The organism is Pseudomonas sp. CFSAN084952 (assembly GCF_009648855.1).
In the GTDB taxonomy this organism is placed as follows: Bacteria; Pseudomonadota; Gammaproteobacteria; order Pseudomonadales; family Pseudomonadaceae; genus Aquipseudomonas; species Aquipseudomonas paracarnis.
On sequence record NZ_CP045767.1, the window covers coordinates 6,308,475 to 6,326,501 of the forward strand.

Here is an 18,027-nt window from a genome sequence, read left to right on the forward strand (position 1 = left end):
GATATTGAATGGCCTTCCTCGCACTCGGTATTAACCACAAGACTGCCTCCGTAGACGTGCGCGAGCGCGTGGCGTTTACGCCAGAGCAGTTGGTTGAGGCCCTGCAGCAGCTCTGCCGGCTTACCGACAGCCGCGAAGCTGCGATCCTTTCGACCTGCAATCGCAGCGAGCTCTATATAGAGCAGGAACATCTCTCGGCGGATGTGGTGCTGCGCTGGCTGGCCGATTATCACCATTTGAGCCTCGATGACCTGCGTGCCAGCGCTTATGTGCATGAAGAGGATGCGGCAGTTCGTCACATGATGCGCGTGGCGGCCGGTCTCGACTCGCTGGTGTTGGGTGAACCGCAGATTCTCGGCCAGATGAAGTCTGCCTACGCCGTGGCCCGTGAGGCCGGCACTGTCGGCCCATTGCTGGGCCGCCTGTTCCAGGCCACCTTCAATTCCGCCAAGCAAGTGCGTACCGATACGGCCATCGGCGAAAACCCGGTGTCCGTGGCCTTTGCCGCTGTGAGCCTGGCCAAGCAGATTTTCAGCGACTTGCAGCGCAGCCAGGCCCTGCTGATCGGCGCTGGTGAAACCATCACCTTGGTGGCCCGTCACCTGCACGATCTTGGCGTGAAGCGCATCGTGGTCGCCAACCGCACCCTGGAGCGCGCCAGCATTCTGGCCGAGCAGTTCGGTGCGCATGCGGTGCTGCTGTCGGACATTCCCGCTGAACTGGTACGCAGTGATATCGTCATCAGTTCCACCGCCAGCCAATTGCCGATTCTGGGCAAGGGCGCGGTCGAGAGCGCGTTGAAGCTGCGCAAGCACAAGCCGATCTTCATGGTGGATATCGCCGTTCCCCGGGATATCGAGCCCGAAGTCGGCGAGTTGGACGACGTTTACCTCTATAGCGTTGATGATCTGCATGAAGTGGTCGCTGAAAACCTCAAGAGCCGGCAGGGTGCCGCCCAGGCCGCCGAGGAAATGGTCAGCACCGGTGCCGAAGATTTCATGGTGCGCCTGCGTGAACTGGCGGCAGTGGATGTGCTCAAGGCGTATCGTCAGCAGGGTGAACGCCTGCGTGATGAAGAGTTGCTCAAGGCCCAGCGCATGCTGGCCAATGGCAGTGGCGCCGAAGAGGTGCTGATGCAATTGGCCCGTGGCCTGACCAACAAACTGCTTCACGCGCCTAGCGTCCAGTTGAAAAAGCTTACCGCCGAAGGCCGCCTCGATGCGCTGGCCATGGCCCAGGAACTCTTTGCCCTCGGTGAGGGCGCGTCAGACAGCTCTTCGGATAAAAAACCGCAATGAAAGCGTCACTGCTCAATAAACTGGACGTGCTCCAGGACCGTTTCGAAGAACTGACCGCCTTGCTCGGCGATGGCGAGGTCATTTCCGATCAGACCAAATTCCGTGCCTATTCCAAGGAATACGCCGAAGTTGAGCCCATTGTGGCCACCTATAAAAACCTGCTGAAAGTCCAGGCCGACCTCGAAGGTGCCCAGGCCCTGCTCAAGGACAGCGACCCGGACATGCGTGAAATGGCCGTGGAAGAAGTCCGCGAAGCCAAGGACAAACTCGCTGAGCTTGAGGGTGACTTGCAACGCATGTTGCTGCCCAAGGACCCTAACGACGGACGCAACGTGTTCCTCGAAATCCGCGCCGGCACCGGTGGCGACGAGGCGGCGATTTTCTCCGGCGACCTGTTCCGCATGTATTCGCGTTATGCCGAGCGTCGTGGCTGGCGGGTGGAGATCCTCTCCGAGAACGAGGGCGAGCACGGCGGCTATAAAGAAGTCATCGCCCGGGTTGAAGGCGACAACGTCTATGGCAAGCTGAAGTTCGAGTCCGGTGCGCACCGCGTACAGCGGGTGCCGGCCACCGAGTCCCAAGGCCGTATCCACACCTCGGCGTGCACCGTCGCGGTGTTGCCTGAGCCGGACGAACAGGAAGCCATCGAGATCAACCCGGCGGACTTGCGCGTCGACACTTACCGCTCATCCGGCGCGGGTGGCCAGCACGTTAACAAGACCGACTCGGCGATCCGTATCACTCACTTGCCGTCGGGCATTGTGGTGGAGTGCCAGGAAGAACGTTCCCAGCACAAGAACCGTGCACGGGCCATGTCCTGGTTGTCGGCCAAGTTGAACGACCAGCAGACCAGCGCCGCGGCCAACGCAATTGCCAGCGAACGCAAGCTGCTGGTGGGCTCCGGCGACCGCTCCGAGCGTATCCGCACCTACAACTTTGCCCAAGGCCGGGTTACCGACCATCGGGTCAACCTCACCCTGTACTCCCTCGACGAAATTCTCGCCGGTGGCGTGGATGCGGTGATCGAGCCGTTGCTCGCCGAATACCAGGCCGACCAACTGGCGGCGATAGGTGACTGAATGACCATCATTGCCAGCCTGCTGCGCGCCGCTGACCTGCCCGACTCGCCAACGGCGCGCCTGGACGTGGAGTTGCTGCTGGCCGCTGCCCTGGGCAAATCGCGCAGCTACCTGCATACCTGGCCGGAAAAGATCGTCAGCAGCGAAGATGCCCTGACCTTTGCCGGCTACCTGCAGCGACGCCGCAGCGGCGAGCCGGTGGCCTATATCCTCGGCCAGCAAGGCTTCTGGAAACTCGACCTGGAAGTAGCACCGCACACTTTGATCCCCCGCCCGGAAACTGAGTTGCTGGTGGAAGCTGCCCTGGAATTGCTGCCCGCCACGCCCGCCCAGATCCTGGACCTGGGCACCGGCAGCGGTGCCATCGCCTTGGCCCTGGCCAGCGAACGGCCGGCCTGGCAGGTCACGGCGGTCGACCGCGTGCTGGAGGCCGTGGCCCTGGCCGAGCGCAATCGTCAACGTCTGCACCTCAATAACGCTACGGTGCTCAACAGCCATTGGTTCAGCGCCCTGCAAGGCCACCGCTTCGACCTGATCATCAGCAACCCGCCCTACATTGCCGACAATGACCCGCACCTGGCGGCCGGCGATGTGCGCTTCGAACCGGCCAGTGCGCTGGTGGCGGGGCACGATGGTCTGGACGACTTGCGCCTGATCACCCAAGAGTCTCCTGACCACCTGAACGACGGAGGCTGGCTGTTGCTCGAGCACGGTTACGACCAGGCCCAGGCCGTGCGCGAATTGTTGCTGAACCAGGGGTTCGAAGGCGCACATAGCCGCATCGACCTCGGCGGTCACCAACGCATCACCTTGGGGCGCCGCCCGTGCTGACCGACCAGGAGCTGTTGCGCTATAGCCGGCAGATTCTGTTGCAGCCTGTCGACATCGACGGCCAATTGCGCCTGAAGCAGAGTCGCGCGTTGATCGTCGGCCTGGGTGGCCTGGGCGCTCCGGTGGCGCTTTACCTGGCCGCTGCCGGGGTGGGCGAATTGCACTTGGCGGATTTCGATACAGTCGATTTGACCAACCTGCAACGCCAGATCATCCATGACACCGACAGCGTGGGGCAGACCAAGGTCGATTCGGCCATGGGGCGCCTGAGGGCGATCAACCCTCAAGTCACCCTGGTCGCCCATCGTGCTGCGCTGGATGCCGACTCGCTGGCCGCTGCGGTCAACGCAGTGGACCTGGTGCTCGATTGCAGCGACAACTTCTCTACCCGCGAGGCGGTCAACGCGGCCTGCGTCGCCGCCGGCAAACCCCTGGTCAGTGGCGCGGCCATTCGCCTTGAGGGGCAGTTGTCGGTATTCGACCCCCGTCGCGCCGACAGCCCCTGTTACCACTGTTTGTACGGGCACGGCAGCGACACTGAACTGACCTGCAGCGAAGCCGGCGTTGTCGGGCCGTTGGTGGGGGTGGTGGGCAGCCTGCAAGCGCTGGAAGCCTTGAAGCTGCTGGCCGGTTTTGGTGAGCCGTTGGTGGGGCGCCTGTTGTTGATCGATGCGCTGACCACGCGTTTTCGCGAGTTGCGCGTCAAGCGTGACCCAGGCTGCAGCGTCTGCGGGGCAAAGCATGGTTAAGGGCGCGCCTATTGGTGTGTTCGATTCCGGCATCGGCGGCCTCACGGTGCTGGAAGAAATCCAGCAGTTGTTGCCCCACGAGTCGCTGTTGTACGTGGCTGACTGCGGGCACATTCCTTATGGCGAGAAAACGCCGGCGTTCATTCTTGAGCGTTCTCGCTCGGTCGCTGAGTTTTTCCGCGAGCGGGGCGCCAAGGCCTTTGTGATTGCCTGTAATACGGCGACTGTCGCCGCCGTGGCCGACTTACGCCAGGATTACCCTGACTGGCCATTGGTCGGTATGGAGCCTGCGGTGAAACCTGCGGCCGCAGCCACGCGCAGTGGCGTGGTGGGTGTGCTCGCCACCACCGGTACCCTGCAAAGCGCCAAGTTCGCCGCCTTGCTCGACCGCTTCGCCACCGATGTGCGAGTGATTACCCAGCCGTGCCCAGGCCTGGTGGAGCTGATTGAAGCCGGCGACCTCAACAGCCCGGCCTTGCGCGCCCTGCTGCAAGGCTATGTAGAGCCGCTGCTCAGCGCCGGTTGCGACACCATCATCCTGGGCTGCACTCATTACCCCTTCCTCAAGCCACTCCTGGCGCAGATGCTGCCCCCCAGCACCATCCTCATTGATACCGGCGCCGCCGTGGCGCGCCAGCTCAAGCGCTTGCTGGGTGAGCGCGACCTGCTGGCCGTTGGCGAACCTGAACCTGCACAGTTCTGGACCAGCGGCGATCTGTGTCACCTAAGAAATATCCTACCGACACTTTGGAAACATCCTGGAGTTGTGCGAAGCTTTGGCTCGTGAAAATTTCGTGAAATAACACTGAAAAAAAGCTGAACTTCTGGCTATGCGTCGGCTTCTATAGCCCGTTAGCCTGTACATAACCCAATTATTCCGTTTGCAAAGGACGTTTCACATGAAGCGCTTGTTCTGTTTGGCTGCGATTGCGGCCGCTATGTTGGGACACTCTGTTTCAGCCCAGGCCGCCGGCCTGGAGTTCGGCTTGGGGAGCACCAGCGATTCGACGCTGACCTACCGCCTGGGCCTGACCTCCGATTGGGACAAAAGCTGGATGCAGAGCAATGTCGGCCGACTGACCGGCTACTGGAGCGGCGCCTATACCTATTGGGAAGGGGACGACCGTGCAGGCGCCAGCAGCCTGTCGTTCTCGCCGGTATTTGTGTATGAGTTTGCCGGCGAGTCGGTCAAGCCCTACATCGAAGCCGGTATCGGCGTGGCGTTGTTCTCCCGCACTCGGCTGGAAGACAACAACATCGGCCAGTCCTTCCAGTTCGAAGACCGCCTGGGTTTCGGCCTGCGGTTCAACGGCGGGCATGAAGTGGGCATTCGTGCCACGCATTATTCCAATGCCGGCATCAGCAGCAATAACGATGGGGTAGAGAGCTACTCGCTGCACTACACCATGCCGCTCTAATCTCAAGAACACTTGGCCCCCCTGTGGGAGCGGGCTTGCTCGCGAAAGCGGTGTATCAGCTAGCACATACTTAGACTGACCCACCGCATTCGCGAGCAAGCCCGCTCCCACACAAGCCCGTGATCGTCACGAAGTTCGGGGTCAGCGATAGGCCGTGGTAATACCTTCGCGCTCTTCAAGGCATTCCGGCGCCCCCATCTCGAACTCCCGGCAAATCAACGGCCGAAGCTCATAGATCGTGCACATCATCGTGTCGCGGTCCAGCGCTGCGCACCAGCCGTCGTCCAGGCGCAGCATCACCTCACCTCCCCAATCGTCGGTATCGATAAAGCGTTGCGGCACGCCGGTGTCGGTGATCAGCATGACTTCCAGCTGGCAGCAACAGGCCGCGCACGTCGAGCAGGTGACGGGTTCGGTGATTTGAATGTGAGGGATGTTGGTCATAGGCGCGCAGTGTAAGGCAAGTGCGCTAGACGCGTATGAATGCTCGGACGGGCGTCAGTATTCCAGCCTCTGTGCAACCCCGTGCAACAGCGGAAAGAGCATGGCCCATAACAGCGCCAGGCCGATCAGTGTCGGGGTGGTGCCGTACGCAAAACTCACGCCTGCCAATTGGCTGCCGGCGTAATAAGACAACGGCCCGCCCACCGCGCCTAGCAGGCTGGCCAGCCACCAGGGCCGTGCGCTCCAGGCCAGGCAATGGCGCAAGGTGGTGGCCAGCAAGGCCCATAACAGTATCAGCCACAGCGGAATCAGTGGTCCCGGCGTATTGAACTCAAACACGCCGAGCCCGCGCAGTGCTGTATCGACCAGCGTTCCCAGCACCGTCACGGCCAGAATCACTTGCCCCTCTCTGGCCCAAGAACTTATCCACAGCAGGTGTGCGCCCAGCGCTGCGATACCAATCAGCAGCCAACGGCTATCGCCGCCGAGCACGCAGGCAAACCAGCCGCACTGAAACAGCACGGCATTGGCCAGGGGTTTAAGCACTGAAACGCCCGAGCAGCGGCGGATTGATGGCCGCTGGTTTGGCCAGCAGCAACTGTGCGGTGCCGATGGTGCGCTCCATGAAGCCGCCTTCGCAGTAGCACAGGTAAAACTCCCACAGGCGCAGGAAGTATTCGTCATAACCGAGTTCCGCAAGACGGCCATGGGCGCGGCGAAAGTTTTCATGCCACAGGCGCAGGGTGCGAGCGTAGTGCAGGCCGAAGTCTTCCATGTGCAGCAGGTTCATGTCGGTGTCGCGGCTGACGATCTGCAGCATGTTTTGTACACAGGGCAGCGCGCCACCAGGGAAGATGTAGCGCTGGATAAAGTCGACGCTGCGCTTGGCTTGCTCAAAGCGCTGTTCACGAATGGTGATGGCTTGCAGCAGCATCAGGCCGTCGGGCTTGAGCAACTGGGCACATTGTTTGAAATAGGTGGGCAGGAAACGATGGCCCACCGCTTCAATCATTTCGATCGACACCAGCTTGTCGTACTCACCGGTGAGGTCGCGGTAATCGCTCAGCAGTACGGTCACTTGATCTTGCAGGCCCAGCGCCTCGATACGCTGGGCGGTGTAGGCGAACTGCTCCTTGGACAAGGTCGTGGTGGTGACCCGGCAACCATAATGCTGCGCCGCATACAACGCCATGCTGCCCCAGCCGGTACCGATTTCCAGCAGATGGTCGCTGGGCTTGAGCGCCAGTTTCTGGCAAATCCGCGCCAGCTTGTTCAGCTGTGCCTGCTCCAGGGTGTCATCAGGCGTCAGGAACTGCGCCGCCGAGTACATCATGGTGGGGTCGAGAAATTCTTCGAACAGGTCGTTGCCCAGGTCGTAATGGGCGGCGATGTTTTTTTGCGAGCCTTTGCGTGTGTTGCGGTTGAGCCAGTGCAGGCCCTGAGTGAACGGCCGGGCCAGGCGTGCCAGCCCGCCTTCCATGGCGTCGAGCACCTCCAGGTTGCTGACCATCACCCGCACCACGGCGGTGAGGTCGGGGCTGGTCCAGTAACCATGGATAAACGCTTCGCCGGCGCCGATCGATCCATTGGCCGCTACCAGCCCCCATACCGCCGCGTCGAGAATCTGGATCTCGCCCAGCAGGTGCGCTTCCCGTGCGCCGAAGACTTGCCGCTCGCCATCCTCGATGATCACCAACTGGCCGTGGCGCAATTGGCTGAGCTGGCGCAACACGCCTTTGCGCAACAGCGCAGCGGTCATGCCGTTGACGTTCAGGCGGTTAGCCTTGACCGATAAGCTAGGGGATTTCATGGTGGCGATCCTTGGTATACCCGACTGCGGTGCGAGAGGCGCCATCGGCGGCCTGGTGGGAAAAAATCGGTGTGCGTTTGAGCAGCAGGCGCAAGGCTTGCCAGTAGATCGCAAGGCCGGTCTTGGCGGTCATCCAGGGGAAGCGCCACAGATAGCGATGCAGGCTGGCGCGGCTCAGTGCCTGTTTTTCCAGGCTCAAGGTGGCGTCGAAGACTTTTTGCGTGCCCTGCCAATCGGCCATATGCACGCCGAGCCTGGCTGCGGGCGGGCTGAAACTCATGCGGTATTCCAGCTCGCGAGGCAAAAACGGCGACACATGGAAGGCCTTGGCCACGGCGAAATGCTGGTGCTCATCGGCGCCCAGTGCCTGGGCAGGCAGCACGTAGTGATAGCGCTCGCGCCATGGGGTGTTGGTCACTTCACACAGGATCGCGGCCAGTCGCCCGTCAGCCTCGAAGCAGTAGAAGAAACTCACCGGGTTAAAAGCCAGGCCCCAACTGCGGGCCTGGGTCAGCAGGCAGATAGCGCCCTGGGGCGTATGCCCCAGGGCCTTGCCGACTTCGTCGCGCACAGCATCGCTCAAGCTCATGCCGTGGCGCGTGAATTCACGCAGGTAATCCTGCTGGCGGAAACCGAAAGGCGCCAGGCGACTCGTGCCAGCCAGCGGCGAGAGCCCCAGTACTTCGTCCTCTTCGCTGAGGTCCAGGTACAGCAGGCCGATGCGGTAGCGAAAGGCGTGGGCCTTGGGCGTAAACCGCCGATGGGCGATCCAGCCGCTGTACAGGGCGCTGTTCACAGGGTTTCCCCAAACGCCTGGGCCACGCGCAGAGCGCTGACCACGCCGTCTTCGTGAAAGCCGCTGGCCCAGTAGGCCCCGCAGTAGAAGGTATTGCGCACGCCGTTCAATTCTTCCCAGCGTGCCTGTGCGGCGACTGCGGCCAGGCTGTATTGCGGATGGGCGTAGGTGTAGCGCGCCAGGATCTTCAGCGGGTTGATCATCGGCGTCTGGTTGAGGCTGACGCAAAAGGTAGTGGCGCTGTCGATGCCTTGCAGGATGTTCATGTCATAGGTGACGGCGGCCTGTTGTTGCACGTTGCCCGTCAGCCGATAGTTCCAGCTGGCCCAGGCCAGTTTGCGATCGGGCAGCAGGCGTGTGTCGGTGTGCAGCACCACGTCGTTGTCGGCGTAGGGCAGGGCACCGAGGATCTGCTGTTCGGCCTGGCTGGGGTCATCGAGCAAGGCCAGGGCCTGATCGCTGTGGCAGGCGAACACCACGCGGTCGAAGGTTTCGCTGCCGGCCGGGCTGTGGATAACCACACCCTCGTCGCTGCGTTGCACCTTATGCACAGGGCAGTTGAGCCGTATCTGTTCGCGAAAGCTGCGGGTCAGCGGCTCGATATAACAGCTGGAGCCGCCTTCGATCACGCACCATTGCGGGCGGTTGCTCACCGAAAGCAAGCCGTGATTCTTGAAGAAGCGCACAAAAAACTGCAGCGGAAACTTGAGCATATCGGCCAGGGACATCGACCAGATGGCCGCGCCCATCGGCACGATGTAATGCCGGATAAACCTGGGGCCATAGCCGCCAGCGGTGAGGTAATCGCCCAGGGTCATGTCGGCGCTGATGCGCTGCTCTTGCAAGTCCAGGGGCGCCTGGCGATTGAAGCGCAGGATATCGCGCAACATGCCCCAGAACCCCGGCGACAGGATGTTGCGGCGCTGGGCAAACAGGCTGTTGAGGTTGTTGCCGTTGTACTCAAAGCCAGTGCTTTGGTCACACACCGAAAAGCTCATCTCGGTGGGTTTGAACCTGACCCCGATCTGCTCCAGCAGACGGATGAAGTTGGGGTAGGTCCAGTCGTTGAACACAATGAAGCCCGTGTCCACCGCATAGCTTTTGCCGTCGACCGTCACCTTGGCCGTGTGGGTATGCCCGCCAATGCAGTCACTGGCCTCGAACAGCGTAATGTCGTGGCGACGGCTGAGCAGGTAGGCGCTGGTCAGCCCGGCGATGCCGCTGCCGATAATGGCGATCTTCACAGGTCGTCCTTCTTCGGTGGCGGGCTGCGCAGCATGCGTTTGCCGATGATCAGTTGCGCGCGGTTGGGCAGCTTCGACAGCGGCCACAAGGTGGCAATGAACAGGGCCGGAAAGGCGATTTCCAGCGGGCGTTTTTCCAGCTTGGCGAAGATGTGTTTCGCGGCTTTGTCGGCCGGCCAGCTCAGGGGCATCGGGAAATCATTGCGCTCGGTCAGCGGCGTGTCGACGAAGCCTGGGCTGATCACCGTGACATCGATGTTTTCTGGCGACAGGCCGATACGCAGGGATTCGAACAAGTAACGCAGGCCGGCCTTGGACGCGCCGTAGGCTTCGGCGCGAGGCATGGGCAGGTAGGTCACAGCACTGGCCACGCCCACCAGATGCGGGGTACGCCCGGCGCGCAACAGCGGCAGCGCGGCCTCGATGCAATAACTGCTCGCCAGCAGGTTGGTACGCACCACGTGCTCGATGATCGAGGCGTCAAATTGCCGGGCGTCGACGTATTCACAAGTGCCGGCGTTGAGGATCACCGTGTCCAGCGAACCCCAGACCTCGCTGATACGCTCACCGATCTCGCGCACGGTCTGGCTGTTGGTCAGGTCGCCGGCCACCACCAGCACCTGGCCTGGATATCGAACGGCGAGGGCATCCAGCGGGCCTTGGGTGCGGGAACTGAGGGCCACGTGGGCGCCGCTGTCGAGCAACTCCACGGCCAGCGCCGCACCGATACCACTGCTGGCGCCGGTCAGCCAATAACGACGGGGCGGTGTAAGGCTCATCCCATTCTCCTTTTCAGCCAACGAATAACGCGACCCAGTAGGGGGACATGTTCATAGAGCAGGGCGCCGGCATCGAAGTAGTCGCGATGGCGGTAAACCTTGTCGTGCCACATCAAATGGGAACAGCCTGGCACCTCGATCACCTGGCCGCCGGCCAGGCGTGGGTGACGAAAACGCATAGTCCAGCGCAGGTAGCCCTCGCCTTCGGCCACTGTATCGAAGCCGTGGAAGTCAAAATTCAGCTCGCTGACGTTGCTGTACAAGTCGGCAAAGTAACGCTGCAACGCTGGCAGGCCCTGAACTTCATGCAGGGGGTCGGCGAAGGCGACGTCCTCGCTGTACAGGCGGCCGAGCAGGTGCAGGTTGTGCTTGTCCAGCGTGGCGAAGGTGTGGGCGAACTGGCGCAGGAAGTCACTCATGTTCGGCCATCTCCTGACGCGAAGGCAGCCGGCGAAATGCGGCCAAGGCACGCTCGCGAGACTGTTTCAAATCGACGATGGCACGCGGATAATCCGCCACGCCGAACAGGCCGCCAGCCGCTTCGGGGTTGTGCACTTGTTTTTTATTCAGCGCGGCCAGTTCCGGGAGCCAGCGTTTGATGAACACGCCGTCGCCGTCGAATTTTTCCGATTGGCTCAGCGGGCTGAATATCCGGAAATACGGCGCCGAGTCGGTGCCGGTGGACGAACTCCACTGCCAGCCGCCGTTGTTGGCCGCCAGATCACCGTCGATCAGGTGGCGCATGAAGAAGCGCTCGCCTTCGCGCCAGTCGATCAGCAGGTTTTTGGTCAGGAACATCGCCACCACCATGCGCAGGCGATTGTGCATCCAGCCGGTTTCCAGCAATTGGCGCATGGCCGCGTCGATGATCGGCAAGCCGGTGCGCGCCTGTTGCCAGGCGGCCAGGTCTTCGGGCGCCTTGCGCCAGGCCAGCGCTTCGGTTTCCGGGCGAAACGCGCGGTGGCGGGAAACCCGTGGGTAGCCGACCAGGATGTGTTTGTAGAACTCGCGCCACAGCAGCTCGTTGATCCAGGTGATGGCGCCGATGTCGCCGCTTTCGAACTCGCCCTGGTTGGTTTGCAGCGCGGCGTGCAAGCACTGGCGCGGCGAAACCACTCCGGCGGCCAGGTAGGCAGAAAGCTGACTGGTGCCGGGCTTGGCCGGGAAGTCGCGTTCGTCCTTGTAATAGCTGATCTGCTGATCAGCGAAGGCATCGAGGCGACGGCGCGCCTCGTCTTCGCCAGCGGGCCAGAGGGCACGCAAGGTTTCGCTGGGTGTCGGGAACCCTTCGACTGCCGTTGGCACAGGGTCGCTCTTCACGCCAGGCTCGGCCTGGGCCTTTGGCGTCGGCACCACGCGGGGCAGGGCGCTGTGCAGGCGGCTGTAGCAGACCTTGCGGAACTGGCTGAACACCTGGAAGTAGGTGCCGGTCTTGGTCAGCACACTACCCGGCTGGAAAAACAGTTGGTCCAGGTAGCTGTGGAAGGTCACGCCGTCAGCTTCCAGGGCCTGGGCCACGGCGCTGTCGCGGCGGGTTTCGTGAATGCCGTATTCCTCGTTGACGTGTACCGACTCCACCGACAGCTCGCGGCACAGTTGGCTCAGTACCGTCGGCGCCTGGTCCCAGGTCGCGGCGTGGCGGATTAACAGGGGGATGTTGAGGTTGTCCAGTGCCTGGCTCAGGTGCTGCAAGTTGCGCAGCCAGAAATCGACTTTGCACGGCGCGTCATCATGCGCCTGCCATTGCTCGGGTGTGATCAGGTAAACAGCCGCGACGGGGCCGCGCTGGCTCGCGGCCGCCAGGGCAGTGTTGTCGTGCAGGCGCAAGTCGGTGCGCAACCAGATCAGATGCATTCAGACAATTCCACGCTGGATCAATAATTGATGGGCCGACAACAGGTCCTCGGCCACGGACAACTCAGGGATATCCTGGGTTAATACGCCCAACTCGGCGTGGTGGATGCACACCGTTGGTCCGGCAATCACGGTTGGGCAACGGATGCCGCCCAGCAGTTTGCTGAGGGCCGGCACCTGCAACGCCTTGCTCGAATACAGCAGCACCGCACGCGGTTGCAGGTGTTCCACCGCCAGGGCGAGTTCGCCCACCGGCAGCGGCCAATCGAACACTTCCACCGGGCAATCGGCACTGCTGGCCAGCCAGGCGCTGAGCCAGAGGTGGGGTTCCAGGGGCAGGTCGGAATGATTGACCAGCAACAGCGGCGCGCCGTGGAGTTGACGATTGTTGTGATAGATCCGTGCGCCGAACTTGCTGCGCAACCAGGACAAGAAGAACACCCGCTCCATCTGCGCGCCGAACTGGCCCTGCCAGCGTTGTTCCAGCTCGTTGAGCAGCGGCAGCATCAGTTGCTCGCACAAGGTGCGTGGTGGGTACAGCGCCATGGCCTGGTTGAAGGCGTCATCGACCCGGCGCTCGGCCAGTTCACTGATGGCACTCACCAAATGCTGGCGCAGGCTCTGCCACTCGTTTTCCATCGGCTCCGGGCTACCTTGGGCGGAGTCGATCAGCCCTTTGACCTGGCTGACCGGCACGCCGCGATTGAGCCAGGTGAGGATGGCCTGGATGCGTTGCACGTGTTCGGCGCTGAACAACCGATGCCCTTTGGGCGTGCGCTGGGGCACGATGAGGCCGTAGCGGCGCTCCCACGCGCGCAGCGTCACCGCATTCACGCCGGTCTGGCGCGCCACCTCGCGGATCGGCAGCCAACCGTTTTCCAGGGCCAGGGCGATGTCTTCGCCGGGTTCGTCGAGCAGGGCAGGTTTCATGGGTTAGATCGCATTACGCAGGCTGAGGTTTTCCGGGTGCGGTTGCAGGTAGGCCTGCTGCGCGATGTAGCGGTCCGGATGTTGGCGAAAGTGGTGCTTGAGCAGGGTCAGCGGCACCACCAGTGGCACGATGCCGTGGCGGTATTGGCCGATGACGGTCTGCATTTCCTGTTTGTCATCGGCGCTGATGGCCTGCTTGAGGTAGCCACTGATGTGTTGCAGCACATTGGTATGGGTACCGCGAGTCGCGCATTTTTTCAGGCCCGCCATCAGTTCGCTGAAATAGCCGTCGGCCAAAGCTTGCAGGTCAATGCCCTTGCCCATGCTGCCGAGCAAGTGGCCCAGGCTTTTGTAATGCGCCGGGCTGTGGGCCATCAGCAGGTACTTGTAGCGCGAGTGAAACGTCAGCAAGCGGTGACGGGTAAGGCCGTCGGCCAACAGTTGCTGCCAACTGGCGTACACGAATACGCGGGTGAGGAAGTTTTCTCGAAGCACCGGGTCGTTCAGGCGACCGTCTTCCTCCACCGGCAGGTTGGGGTGGCGGGCACAAAACGCCTGGGCGTAAATACCGCGCCCGCCACCGTCGACGGGCGTGCCGTTGTCGCGGTACACCTTGACCCGCTCCAGCCCACAAGACGGTGACTTTTGCATGAAAATGTAGCCGCACAGGTCGGTATGTTCCCGGGCCATTTGCTGGCCGTAATCGTCCAGTGGCTGAGTGACATTGAGCGCAGGGTTTACGCTGCCCACAGCCTGCGGTTGGTTGGGATCGCCGACCAGGCGGATCGCTTGCCGAGGAATGCCCAGGCCGATGGCAACTTCAGGGCACAACGGGACAAAATCGAAGTAGTCACTCAGGGTCTGGCTGCATAGCAGGGACTGTTTATGACCGCCATTGAAGCGCACGTTCTCACCCAGAAGGCAGGCGCTGATGGCGATCTTCGGTTTCACATGGCTGGACATAAGCAAACCTCTGCAAGAATCCTGTACAAGCTAAAAATCTTGTACAACTAAATCTCATCATAGGCTCGATGTTGTACAAGTCAAATAATTTGTACAGGTTTGTGCCGCCGCTTTATTTCCAGCCGATTTTCCAGTCTTCAGCGTTTTTCAGGGTCTGCCAGGGCAGGCGTTCGGCGCGCCGAGTCAGGATGGCCTGCAGTTCGATGTCCAGCACCGTGCCCTCGTCGTCACGGAACAACTCGGTGACCAGGAAGTGTTTTTCCTTGTGGCGAGGATGAGCTGCCGTCCATTTTGACAGCAGCAGTTTGGCGGGGTTGATGCGGTTCATTGCAGGTGCTCGATCAAGCGTCGCGCCGCTTCCTGGCCACTCAACCAGGCACCTTCCACCCGACCGGACAGGCACCAGTCGCCGCAAACGAACAAGCCCAGGTCGGCGTCGGCCAGCACACCGAACTCATGGCTGCTGGAGGGGCGTGCGTAGAGCCAGCGATGCGCCAGGCTGAACGACGGCGCGGGCATGGCGCTGTGCAGCAATTCGGCAAAGGCGCCGTGCAGGTGTTCGATCACCGCTTCCTTGGGCAGGTCTAGGTGGGCCTTGCTCCAGGCGCTGGTGGCGTGCAGCACCCAGGTGTCGAGGGTGGTGTCGCGCCCAGGCTTGCTGCGGTTGCGCGCCAGCCAGTCGAGGGGGCTGTCTTGCACGAAGCAGCCCTCCATCGGCGTATCCAGGGGCTTGTCGAACGCCAGGGCGATGGCCCAGGTCGGGTCCATTTTCACTCCGGCGGCGGCGCTCGCCAGCTTGGGCGCGGCGGCCAGCAGGGCGGTGGCTTGGGGCGCCGGCGTGGCAATGATCACGTGACTGAAAGGGCCGTGATTGCCGCCGTCCGCGTCGAGCAGGTTCCAGTGCTGCGTGCCCTGGAAGACTTCGGTGATGCGACAACCGAACTCCACCGGCAAGTCGTCGAGCAGGGCGCGGGTGATGGCGCTCATGCGCGGTGTGCCCACCCAGCGGATCTGCTCATCGGGGGAGGGCGTCAATTGCCCGGACTTGAAGTTATACAGCTGGGGCTTCCATTGCTCGGCCCAGCCGTTGCTTTGCCAGCGCTGCACTTCGTTGACGAAGCGCCGGTCGCGGGCGGTGAAATATTGCGCGCCCATGTCCAGCGCGCCGGCGTCGCTGCGCTTACTGGACATGCGGCCACCGCTGCCGCGGCTTTTATCGAAGAGTTGTACTGCGTGCCCGGCGTCTTGTAACGCTCGGGCGGCGGAGAGACCGGCGATGCCGGTACCAATGATCGCGATGGGAACAGTCATGGGAGGCCTCGTTTTACCGTTGGGTACAGACTACGCCGACACCAATAGCTGTACAATATTGTTTTTTGGTATAAGTTTTGGCGTGCCTGATTGTGTGGCGTGACCTATGGTTAAGCTAAGGCTTGAACCCCCGTCACGCTCAATTATCAAATTGATCCCTGCTTATAAAATAGACCAGTGAGCGGCGGCGAACGTTACATGAGGAGAGTCCCATGCATATTTTGCTGACCGGCGGTACCGGCTTGATCGGTCGCCAACTCTGCAAGCACTGGCTCGCGCAAGGCCATCGCCTGACGGTGTGGAGCCGGCAACCGGAAACGGTCGCCCAGGTGTGTGGTGCGCAGGTGCTCGGGGTGGCTCGTCTACAAGAGGTGATTGGCGCGGTGGACGCGGTGGTCAACCTGGCAGGCGCGCCTATCGCCGACCGGCCTTGGACCCACAAGCGCAAGGCATTGCTGTGGAACAGTCGCATTCACCTCACCGAAACCTTGCTGGCCTGGATGGAAAGCCTGGAGCAAAAACCGGCGGTGCTGATCTCCGGTTCTGCGGTGGGTTGGTACGGCGACGGCGGCGAGCGCGAACTGACCGAAGCCAGCGGCCCGGTGCTGGATGACTTCCCCAGCCAGTTGTGTATCGCCTGGGAGGAAACCGCCCAGCGTGCCGAAGCCTTGGGCATTCGCGTGGTGCTGGTGCGTACGGGGTTGGTGCTGTCTGCCGAGGGCGGCTTTTTGTCGCGCCTGCTGCTGCCGTTCAAACTGGCGCTGGGCGGGCCGATTGGCAATGGACGGCAGTGGATGCCCTGGGTGCATATCAAGGATCAAATCGCCCTGATTGATTTTCTTCTGCACAAGCAAGACGCCAACGGTCCTTATAATGCCTGCGCGCCACACCCGGTGCGCAACCGCGAATTTGCCAAGACCTTGGGCCAGGTGCTGCACCGCCCGGCGTTCATGCCGATGCCGGCATTTGCGTTGAAGGTTGGCCTGGGTGAGTTGTCCGGCTTGTTGCTGGGCGGGCAAAAGGCTTTGCCTGAACGGCTGCAGGCCGAAGGTTTCACTTTCCAGTTCACTGAGTTGCGTGCGGCTCTGGACGACTTGTCCAGCCGCCTCTAAAGATAGGATGTTGCATGACCGATCACGCGTTGTTACTGGTCAACCTGGGTTCGCCAAAGTCCACTTCAGTGGCCGATGTGCGCAGCTACCTCAATCAGTTCCTGATGGACCCTTATGTGATCGACTTGCCGTGGCCGGTGCGGCGCTTGCTGGTGTCGCTGATCCTGATCAAGCGCCCCGAGCAATCGGCCCATGCCTATGCGTCGATCTGGTGGGACGAAGGTTCGCCGCTGGTGGTGCTGAGCCGCCGCCTGCAACAGCAGATGACCGCGCAGTGGACCCAAGGCCCGGTGGAACTGGCGATGCGTTACGGCGAACCGTCCCTGGAAACGGTCCTGACGCGCCTGGCCGCCCAGGGTATTCAAAAAATCACACTGGCGCCGTTGTACCCTCAATTTGCCGACAGCACCGTCACAACGGTGATAGAGGAAGCCAAGCGAGTGGTGCGCGACAAGCAACTGAATGTGCAGTTTTCGATCCTGCAACCGTTCTACGATCAGCCTGAGTACCTCGATGCGCTGGCGGCGAGTGTGCGCGCTTATGTGGAGCAGGATTACGATCACTTGCTGCTCAGTTTCCATGGTTTGCCTGAGCGTCACCTGACCAAGCTCGACCCTACCGGCCAGCACTGCTTCAAGGACGCCGACTGCTGCAAGAACGCATCCCCTGAAGTGCTTGCCACCTGTTACCGCGCGCAGTGCTTCAGCGTGGCGCGGGATGTGGCCGAGCGGCTGGGTTTGCCGGAGGGTAAATGGTCGGTGGCGTTCCAGTCCCGCCTGGGCCGGGCCAAGTGGATCGAACCCTACACCGAGGCGCGCCTTGAGGCATTGGCCCAGCAAGGGGTGAAGAAGCTGCTGGTGATGTGCCCGGCGTTCGTCGCCGACTGTATTGAGACGTTGGAGGAAATTGGCGATCGCGGTCGCGAGCAATTTCGTGAAGCGGGGGGCGAGGAGTTGGTGTTGGTGCCTTGCCTGAATGACGAGCCGCAGTGGGCGGCGGCGCTTAATACCCTGTGCGAACGGGCGCCGGTTGCCTTGTAATCGAGCCCTGCGGTGATCCAATTGTGGGAGCTGGCTTGCCTGCGATGGCGGCCTGCCAACCGACGATTCTCTACCTGAACCCCCGCGATCAACCTGTGGGAGCGGGCTTGCTCGCGAAGGCGGCCTGGCAGTCAACACAGTTGGATTGTGTACATATCCATTGCTGCGGTAACGGCCACCTAGGGTTCCGCTCTGACAGCGGGTCACTTTTGGAAGGACCCAAAAGTAACCAAAAGGTCCTCGCCCCACCACTCGGCACCTCGCCTAGGCTCGGTGTGCCCGAACGCAGGCTTGAATCCGTGGGCCGCCGCCACGCGCCATCCATGGCGCGGGGCGGCTAACCCGGCGTCCTGCCGGGTTACCCACGAA

20 protein-coding genes are annotated in these 18,027 nt (G+C 61.9%); 8 read left to right on the forward strand and 12 right to left on the reverse strand.

Translation table 11 applies throughout. The features are described 5' to 3' along the window. The first annotated feature begins 8 nt into the window (after nucleotides 1-8). The 6 genes from hemA to GH769_RS28695 all read left to right on the forward strand — a co-directional run bounded on the left by hemA (nucleotide 9) and on the right by GH769_RS28695 (nucleotide 5,375). Nucleotides 9-1,298 carry a glutamyl-tRNA reductase gene (gene hemA, locus GH769_RS28670; RefSeq protein ID WP_003188356.1) on the forward strand — a complete coding sequence of 430 codons (1,290 nt, stop codon included), beginning with the start codon at nucleotides 9-11 and terminating at the stop codon, nucleotides 1,296-1,298. After that, nucleotides 1,295-2,377 carry a peptide chain release factor 1 gene (prfA, locus tag GH769_RS28675; RefSeq protein WP_014716834.1) on the forward strand — a complete coding sequence of 361 codons (1,083 nt, stop codon included), beginning with the start codon at nucleotides 1,295-1,297 and terminating at the stop codon, nucleotides 2,375-2,377. The genes hemA and prfA overlap by 4 nt, the downstream gene beginning before the upstream one ends. Then, nucleotides 2,378-3,208, forward strand: a complete 831-nt coding sequence (prmC, locus tag GH769_RS28680) for a peptide chain release factor N(5)-glutamine methyltransferase (RefSeq protein WP_153649953.1) — start codon at nucleotides 2,378-2,380, stop codon at nucleotides 3,206-3,208. It abuts the gene before it with no gap. Then, complete coding sequence (locus GH769_RS28685; protein WP_020301462.1) at nucleotides 3,202-3,957, forward strand: molybdopterin-synthase adenylyltransferase MoeB; 756 nt, start codon at nucleotides 3,202-3,204, stop codon at nucleotides 3,955-3,957. The genes prmC and GH769_RS28685 overlap by 7 nt, the downstream gene beginning before the upstream one ends. Further along, nucleotides 3,950-4,744, forward strand: a complete 795-nt coding sequence (gene murI, locus GH769_RS28690) for a glutamate racemase (protein ID WP_032903976.1) — start codon at nucleotides 3,950-3,952, stop codon at nucleotides 4,742-4,744. Before GH769_RS28685 ends, murI begins: the two co-directional genes overlap by 8 nt. Nucleotides 4,745-4,856: 112 nt before the next feature. Beyond that, complete coding sequence (locus GH769_RS28695; protein WP_014716838.1) at nucleotides 4,857-5,375, forward strand: acyloxyacyl hydrolase; 519 nt, start codon at nucleotides 4,857-4,859, stop codon at nucleotides 5,373-5,375. A gap of 141 nt (nucleotides 5,376-5,516) precedes the next feature. Here the strand turns inward: GH769_RS28695 and GH769_RS28700 are convergent, their stop codons facing one another. From GH769_RS28700 to GH769_RS28755, 12 genes are all read right to left on the reverse strand, one after another. Then, on the reverse strand, nucleotides 5,517-5,819 hold the full coding sequence (locus tag GH769_RS28700; RefSeq protein WP_003188364.1) for a YkgJ family cysteine cluster protein: 303 nt from the start codon (nucleotides 5,817-5,819) through the stop codon (nucleotides 5,517-5,519). A gap of 54 nt (nucleotides 5,820-5,873) precedes the next feature. After that, a complete protein-coding gene (locus GH769_RS28705) occupies nucleotides 5,874-6,365 on the reverse strand; it encodes a DUF2878 domain-containing protein (protein ID WP_032903978.1) in 492 nt (163 codons plus the stop codon). After that, nucleotides 6,358-7,629, reverse strand: a complete 1,272-nt coding sequence (locus GH769_RS28710) for a cyclopropane-fatty-acyl-phospholipid synthase family protein (RefSeq protein ID WP_020302482.1) — start codon at nucleotides 7,627-7,629, stop codon at nucleotides 6,358-6,360. Before GH769_RS28710 ends, GH769_RS28705 begins: the two co-directional genes overlap by 8 nt. After that, on the reverse strand, nucleotides 7,616-8,425 hold the full coding sequence (locus GH769_RS28715; protein WP_014716841.1) for a DUF1365 domain-containing protein: 810 nt from the start codon (nucleotides 8,423-8,425) through the stop codon (nucleotides 7,616-7,618). The genes GH769_RS28710 and GH769_RS28715 overlap by 14 nt, the downstream gene beginning before the upstream one ends. After that, nucleotides 8,422-9,669: an NAD(P)/FAD-dependent oxidoreductase gene (locus GH769_RS28720; protein WP_032903980.1), complete on the reverse strand. Its 1,248-nt coding sequence runs from the start codon at nucleotides 9,667-9,669 to the stop codon at nucleotides 8,422-8,424. The genes GH769_RS28715 and GH769_RS28720 overlap by 4 nt, the downstream gene beginning before the upstream one ends. Continuing rightward, nucleotides 9,666-10,448, reverse strand: coding sequence for an SDR family oxidoreductase (locus GH769_RS28725; protein WP_032903982.1), 783 nt, complete (start codon nucleotides 10,446-10,448; stop codon nucleotides 9,666-9,668). The genes GH769_RS28720 and GH769_RS28725 overlap by 4 nt, the downstream gene beginning before the upstream one ends. Continuing rightward, nucleotides 10,445-10,867 (reverse strand): nuclear transport factor 2 family protein, encoded by a 423-nt coding sequence (locus GH769_RS28730; protein ID WP_020302485.1) that lies wholly within the window; start codon nucleotides 10,865-10,867, stop codon nucleotides 10,445-10,447. The genes GH769_RS28725 and GH769_RS28730 overlap by 4 nt, the downstream gene beginning before the upstream one ends. Beyond that, entirely contained in the window at nucleotides 10,860-12,302 is a 1,443-nt protein-coding gene (gene phrB / locus GH769_RS28735; protein ID WP_032903985.1) for a deoxyribodipyrimidine photo-lyase, read from the reverse strand. The genes GH769_RS28730 and phrB overlap by 8 nt, the downstream gene beginning before the upstream one ends. Continuing rightward, nucleotides 12,303-13,232: a MerR family transcriptional regulator gene (locus GH769_RS28740; RefSeq protein WP_032903986.1), complete on the reverse strand. Its 930-nt coding sequence runs from the start codon at nucleotides 13,230-13,232 to the stop codon at nucleotides 12,303-12,305. A gap of 3 nt (nucleotides 13,233-13,235) precedes the next feature. Then, nucleotides 13,236-14,195: a DUF523 and DUF1722 domain-containing protein gene (locus GH769_RS28745; protein ID WP_014716847.1), complete on the reverse strand. Its 960-nt coding sequence runs from the start codon at nucleotides 14,193-14,195 to the stop codon at nucleotides 13,236-13,238. A 112-nt stretch (nucleotides 14,196-14,307) separates the two neighbouring features. After that, nucleotides 14,308-14,523: a TIGR02450 family Trp-rich protein gene (locus tag GH769_RS28750; protein ID WP_014716848.1), complete on the reverse strand. Its 216-nt coding sequence runs from the start codon at nucleotides 14,521-14,523 to the stop codon at nucleotides 14,308-14,310. Continuing rightward, complete coding sequence (locus GH769_RS28755; RefSeq protein WP_014716849.1) at nucleotides 14,520-15,506, reverse strand: NAD(P)/FAD-dependent oxidoreductase; 987 nt, start codon at nucleotides 15,504-15,506, stop codon at nucleotides 14,520-14,522. The genes GH769_RS28750 and GH769_RS28755 overlap by 4 nt, the downstream gene beginning before the upstream one ends. 212 nt (nucleotides 15,507-15,718) lie before the next feature. Here GH769_RS28755 and GH769_RS28760 point away from each other — a divergent pair, with 212 nt between their 5' ends. Beyond that, nucleotides 15,719-16,618 carry a TIGR01777 family oxidoreductase gene (locus GH769_RS28760; protein WP_020302487.1) on the forward strand — a complete coding sequence of 300 codons (900 nt, stop codon included), beginning with the start codon at nucleotides 15,719-15,721 and terminating at the stop codon, nucleotides 16,616-16,618. Nucleotides 16,619-16,632: 14 nt separating this feature from the next. Beyond that, nucleotides 16,633-17,658 (forward strand): ferrochelatase, encoded by a 1,026-nt coding sequence (gene hemH, locus GH769_RS28765; RefSeq protein WP_014716851.1) that lies wholly within the window; start codon nucleotides 16,633-16,635, stop codon nucleotides 17,656-17,658. Nucleotides 17,659-18,027 lie beyond the last annotated feature (369 nt).

Coding starts and splice junctions, on each gene's coding strand:
- GH769_RS28725 (WP_032903982.1), bottom strand. CDS start 10,448: ATGAGCCTTACACCGCCCCGTCGTTATTGGCTGACCGGCGCCAGCAGT.
- prfA (WP_014716834.1), top strand. CDS start 1,295: ATGAAAGCGTCACTGCTCAATAAACTGGACGTGCTCCAGGACCGTTTC.
- prmC (WP_153649953.1), top strand. CDS start 2,378: ATGACCATCATTGCCAGCCTGCTGCGCGCCGCTGACCTGCCCGACTCG.
- GH769_RS28695 (WP_014716838.1), top strand. CDS start 4,857: ATGAAGCGCTTGTTCTGTTTGGCTGCGATTGCGGCCGCTATGTTGGGA.
- hemA (WP_003188356.1), top strand. CDS start 9: ATGGCCTTCCTCGCACTCGGTATTAACCACAAGACTGCCTCCGTAGAC.
- GH769_RS28760 (WP_020302487.1), top strand. CDS start 15,719: ATGCATATTTTGCTGACCGGCGGTACCGGCTTGATCGGTCGCCAACTC.
- GH769_RS28710 (WP_020302482.1), bottom strand. CDS start 7,629: ATGAAATCCCCTAGCTTATCGGTCAAGGCTAACCGCCTGAACGTCAAC.
- GH769_RS28755 (WP_014716849.1), bottom strand. CDS start 15,506: ATGACTGTTCCCATCGCGATCATTGGTACCGGCATCGCCGGTCTCTCC.
- GH769_RS28740 (WP_032903986.1), bottom strand. CDS start 13,232: ATGAAACCTGCCCTGCTCGACGAACCCGGCGAAGACATCGCCCTGGCC.
- hemH (WP_014716851.1), top strand. CDS start 16,633: ATGACCGATCACGCGTTGTTACTGGTCAACCTGGGTTCGCCAAAGTCC.
- GH769_RS28745 (WP_014716847.1), bottom strand. CDS start 14,195: ATGTCCAGCCATGTGAAACCGAAGATCGCCATCAGCGCCTGCCTTCTG.
- phrB (WP_032903985.1), bottom strand. CDS start 12,302: ATGCATCTGATCTGGTTGCGCACCGACTTGCGCCTGCACGACAACACT.
- GH769_RS28750 (WP_014716848.1), bottom strand. CDS start 14,523: ATGAACCGCATCAACCCCGCCAAACTGCTGCTGTCAAAATGGACGGCA.
- murI (WP_032903976.1), top strand. CDS start 3,950: ATGGTTAAGGGCGCGCCTATTGGTGTGTTCGATTCCGGCATCGGCGGC.
- GH769_RS28700 (WP_003188364.1), bottom strand. CDS start 5,819: ATGACCAACATCCCTCACATTCAAATCACCGAACCCGTCACCTGCTCG.
- GH769_RS28730 (WP_020302485.1), bottom strand. CDS start 10,867: ATGAGTGACTTCCTGCGCCAGTTCGCCCACACCTTCGCCACGCTGGAC.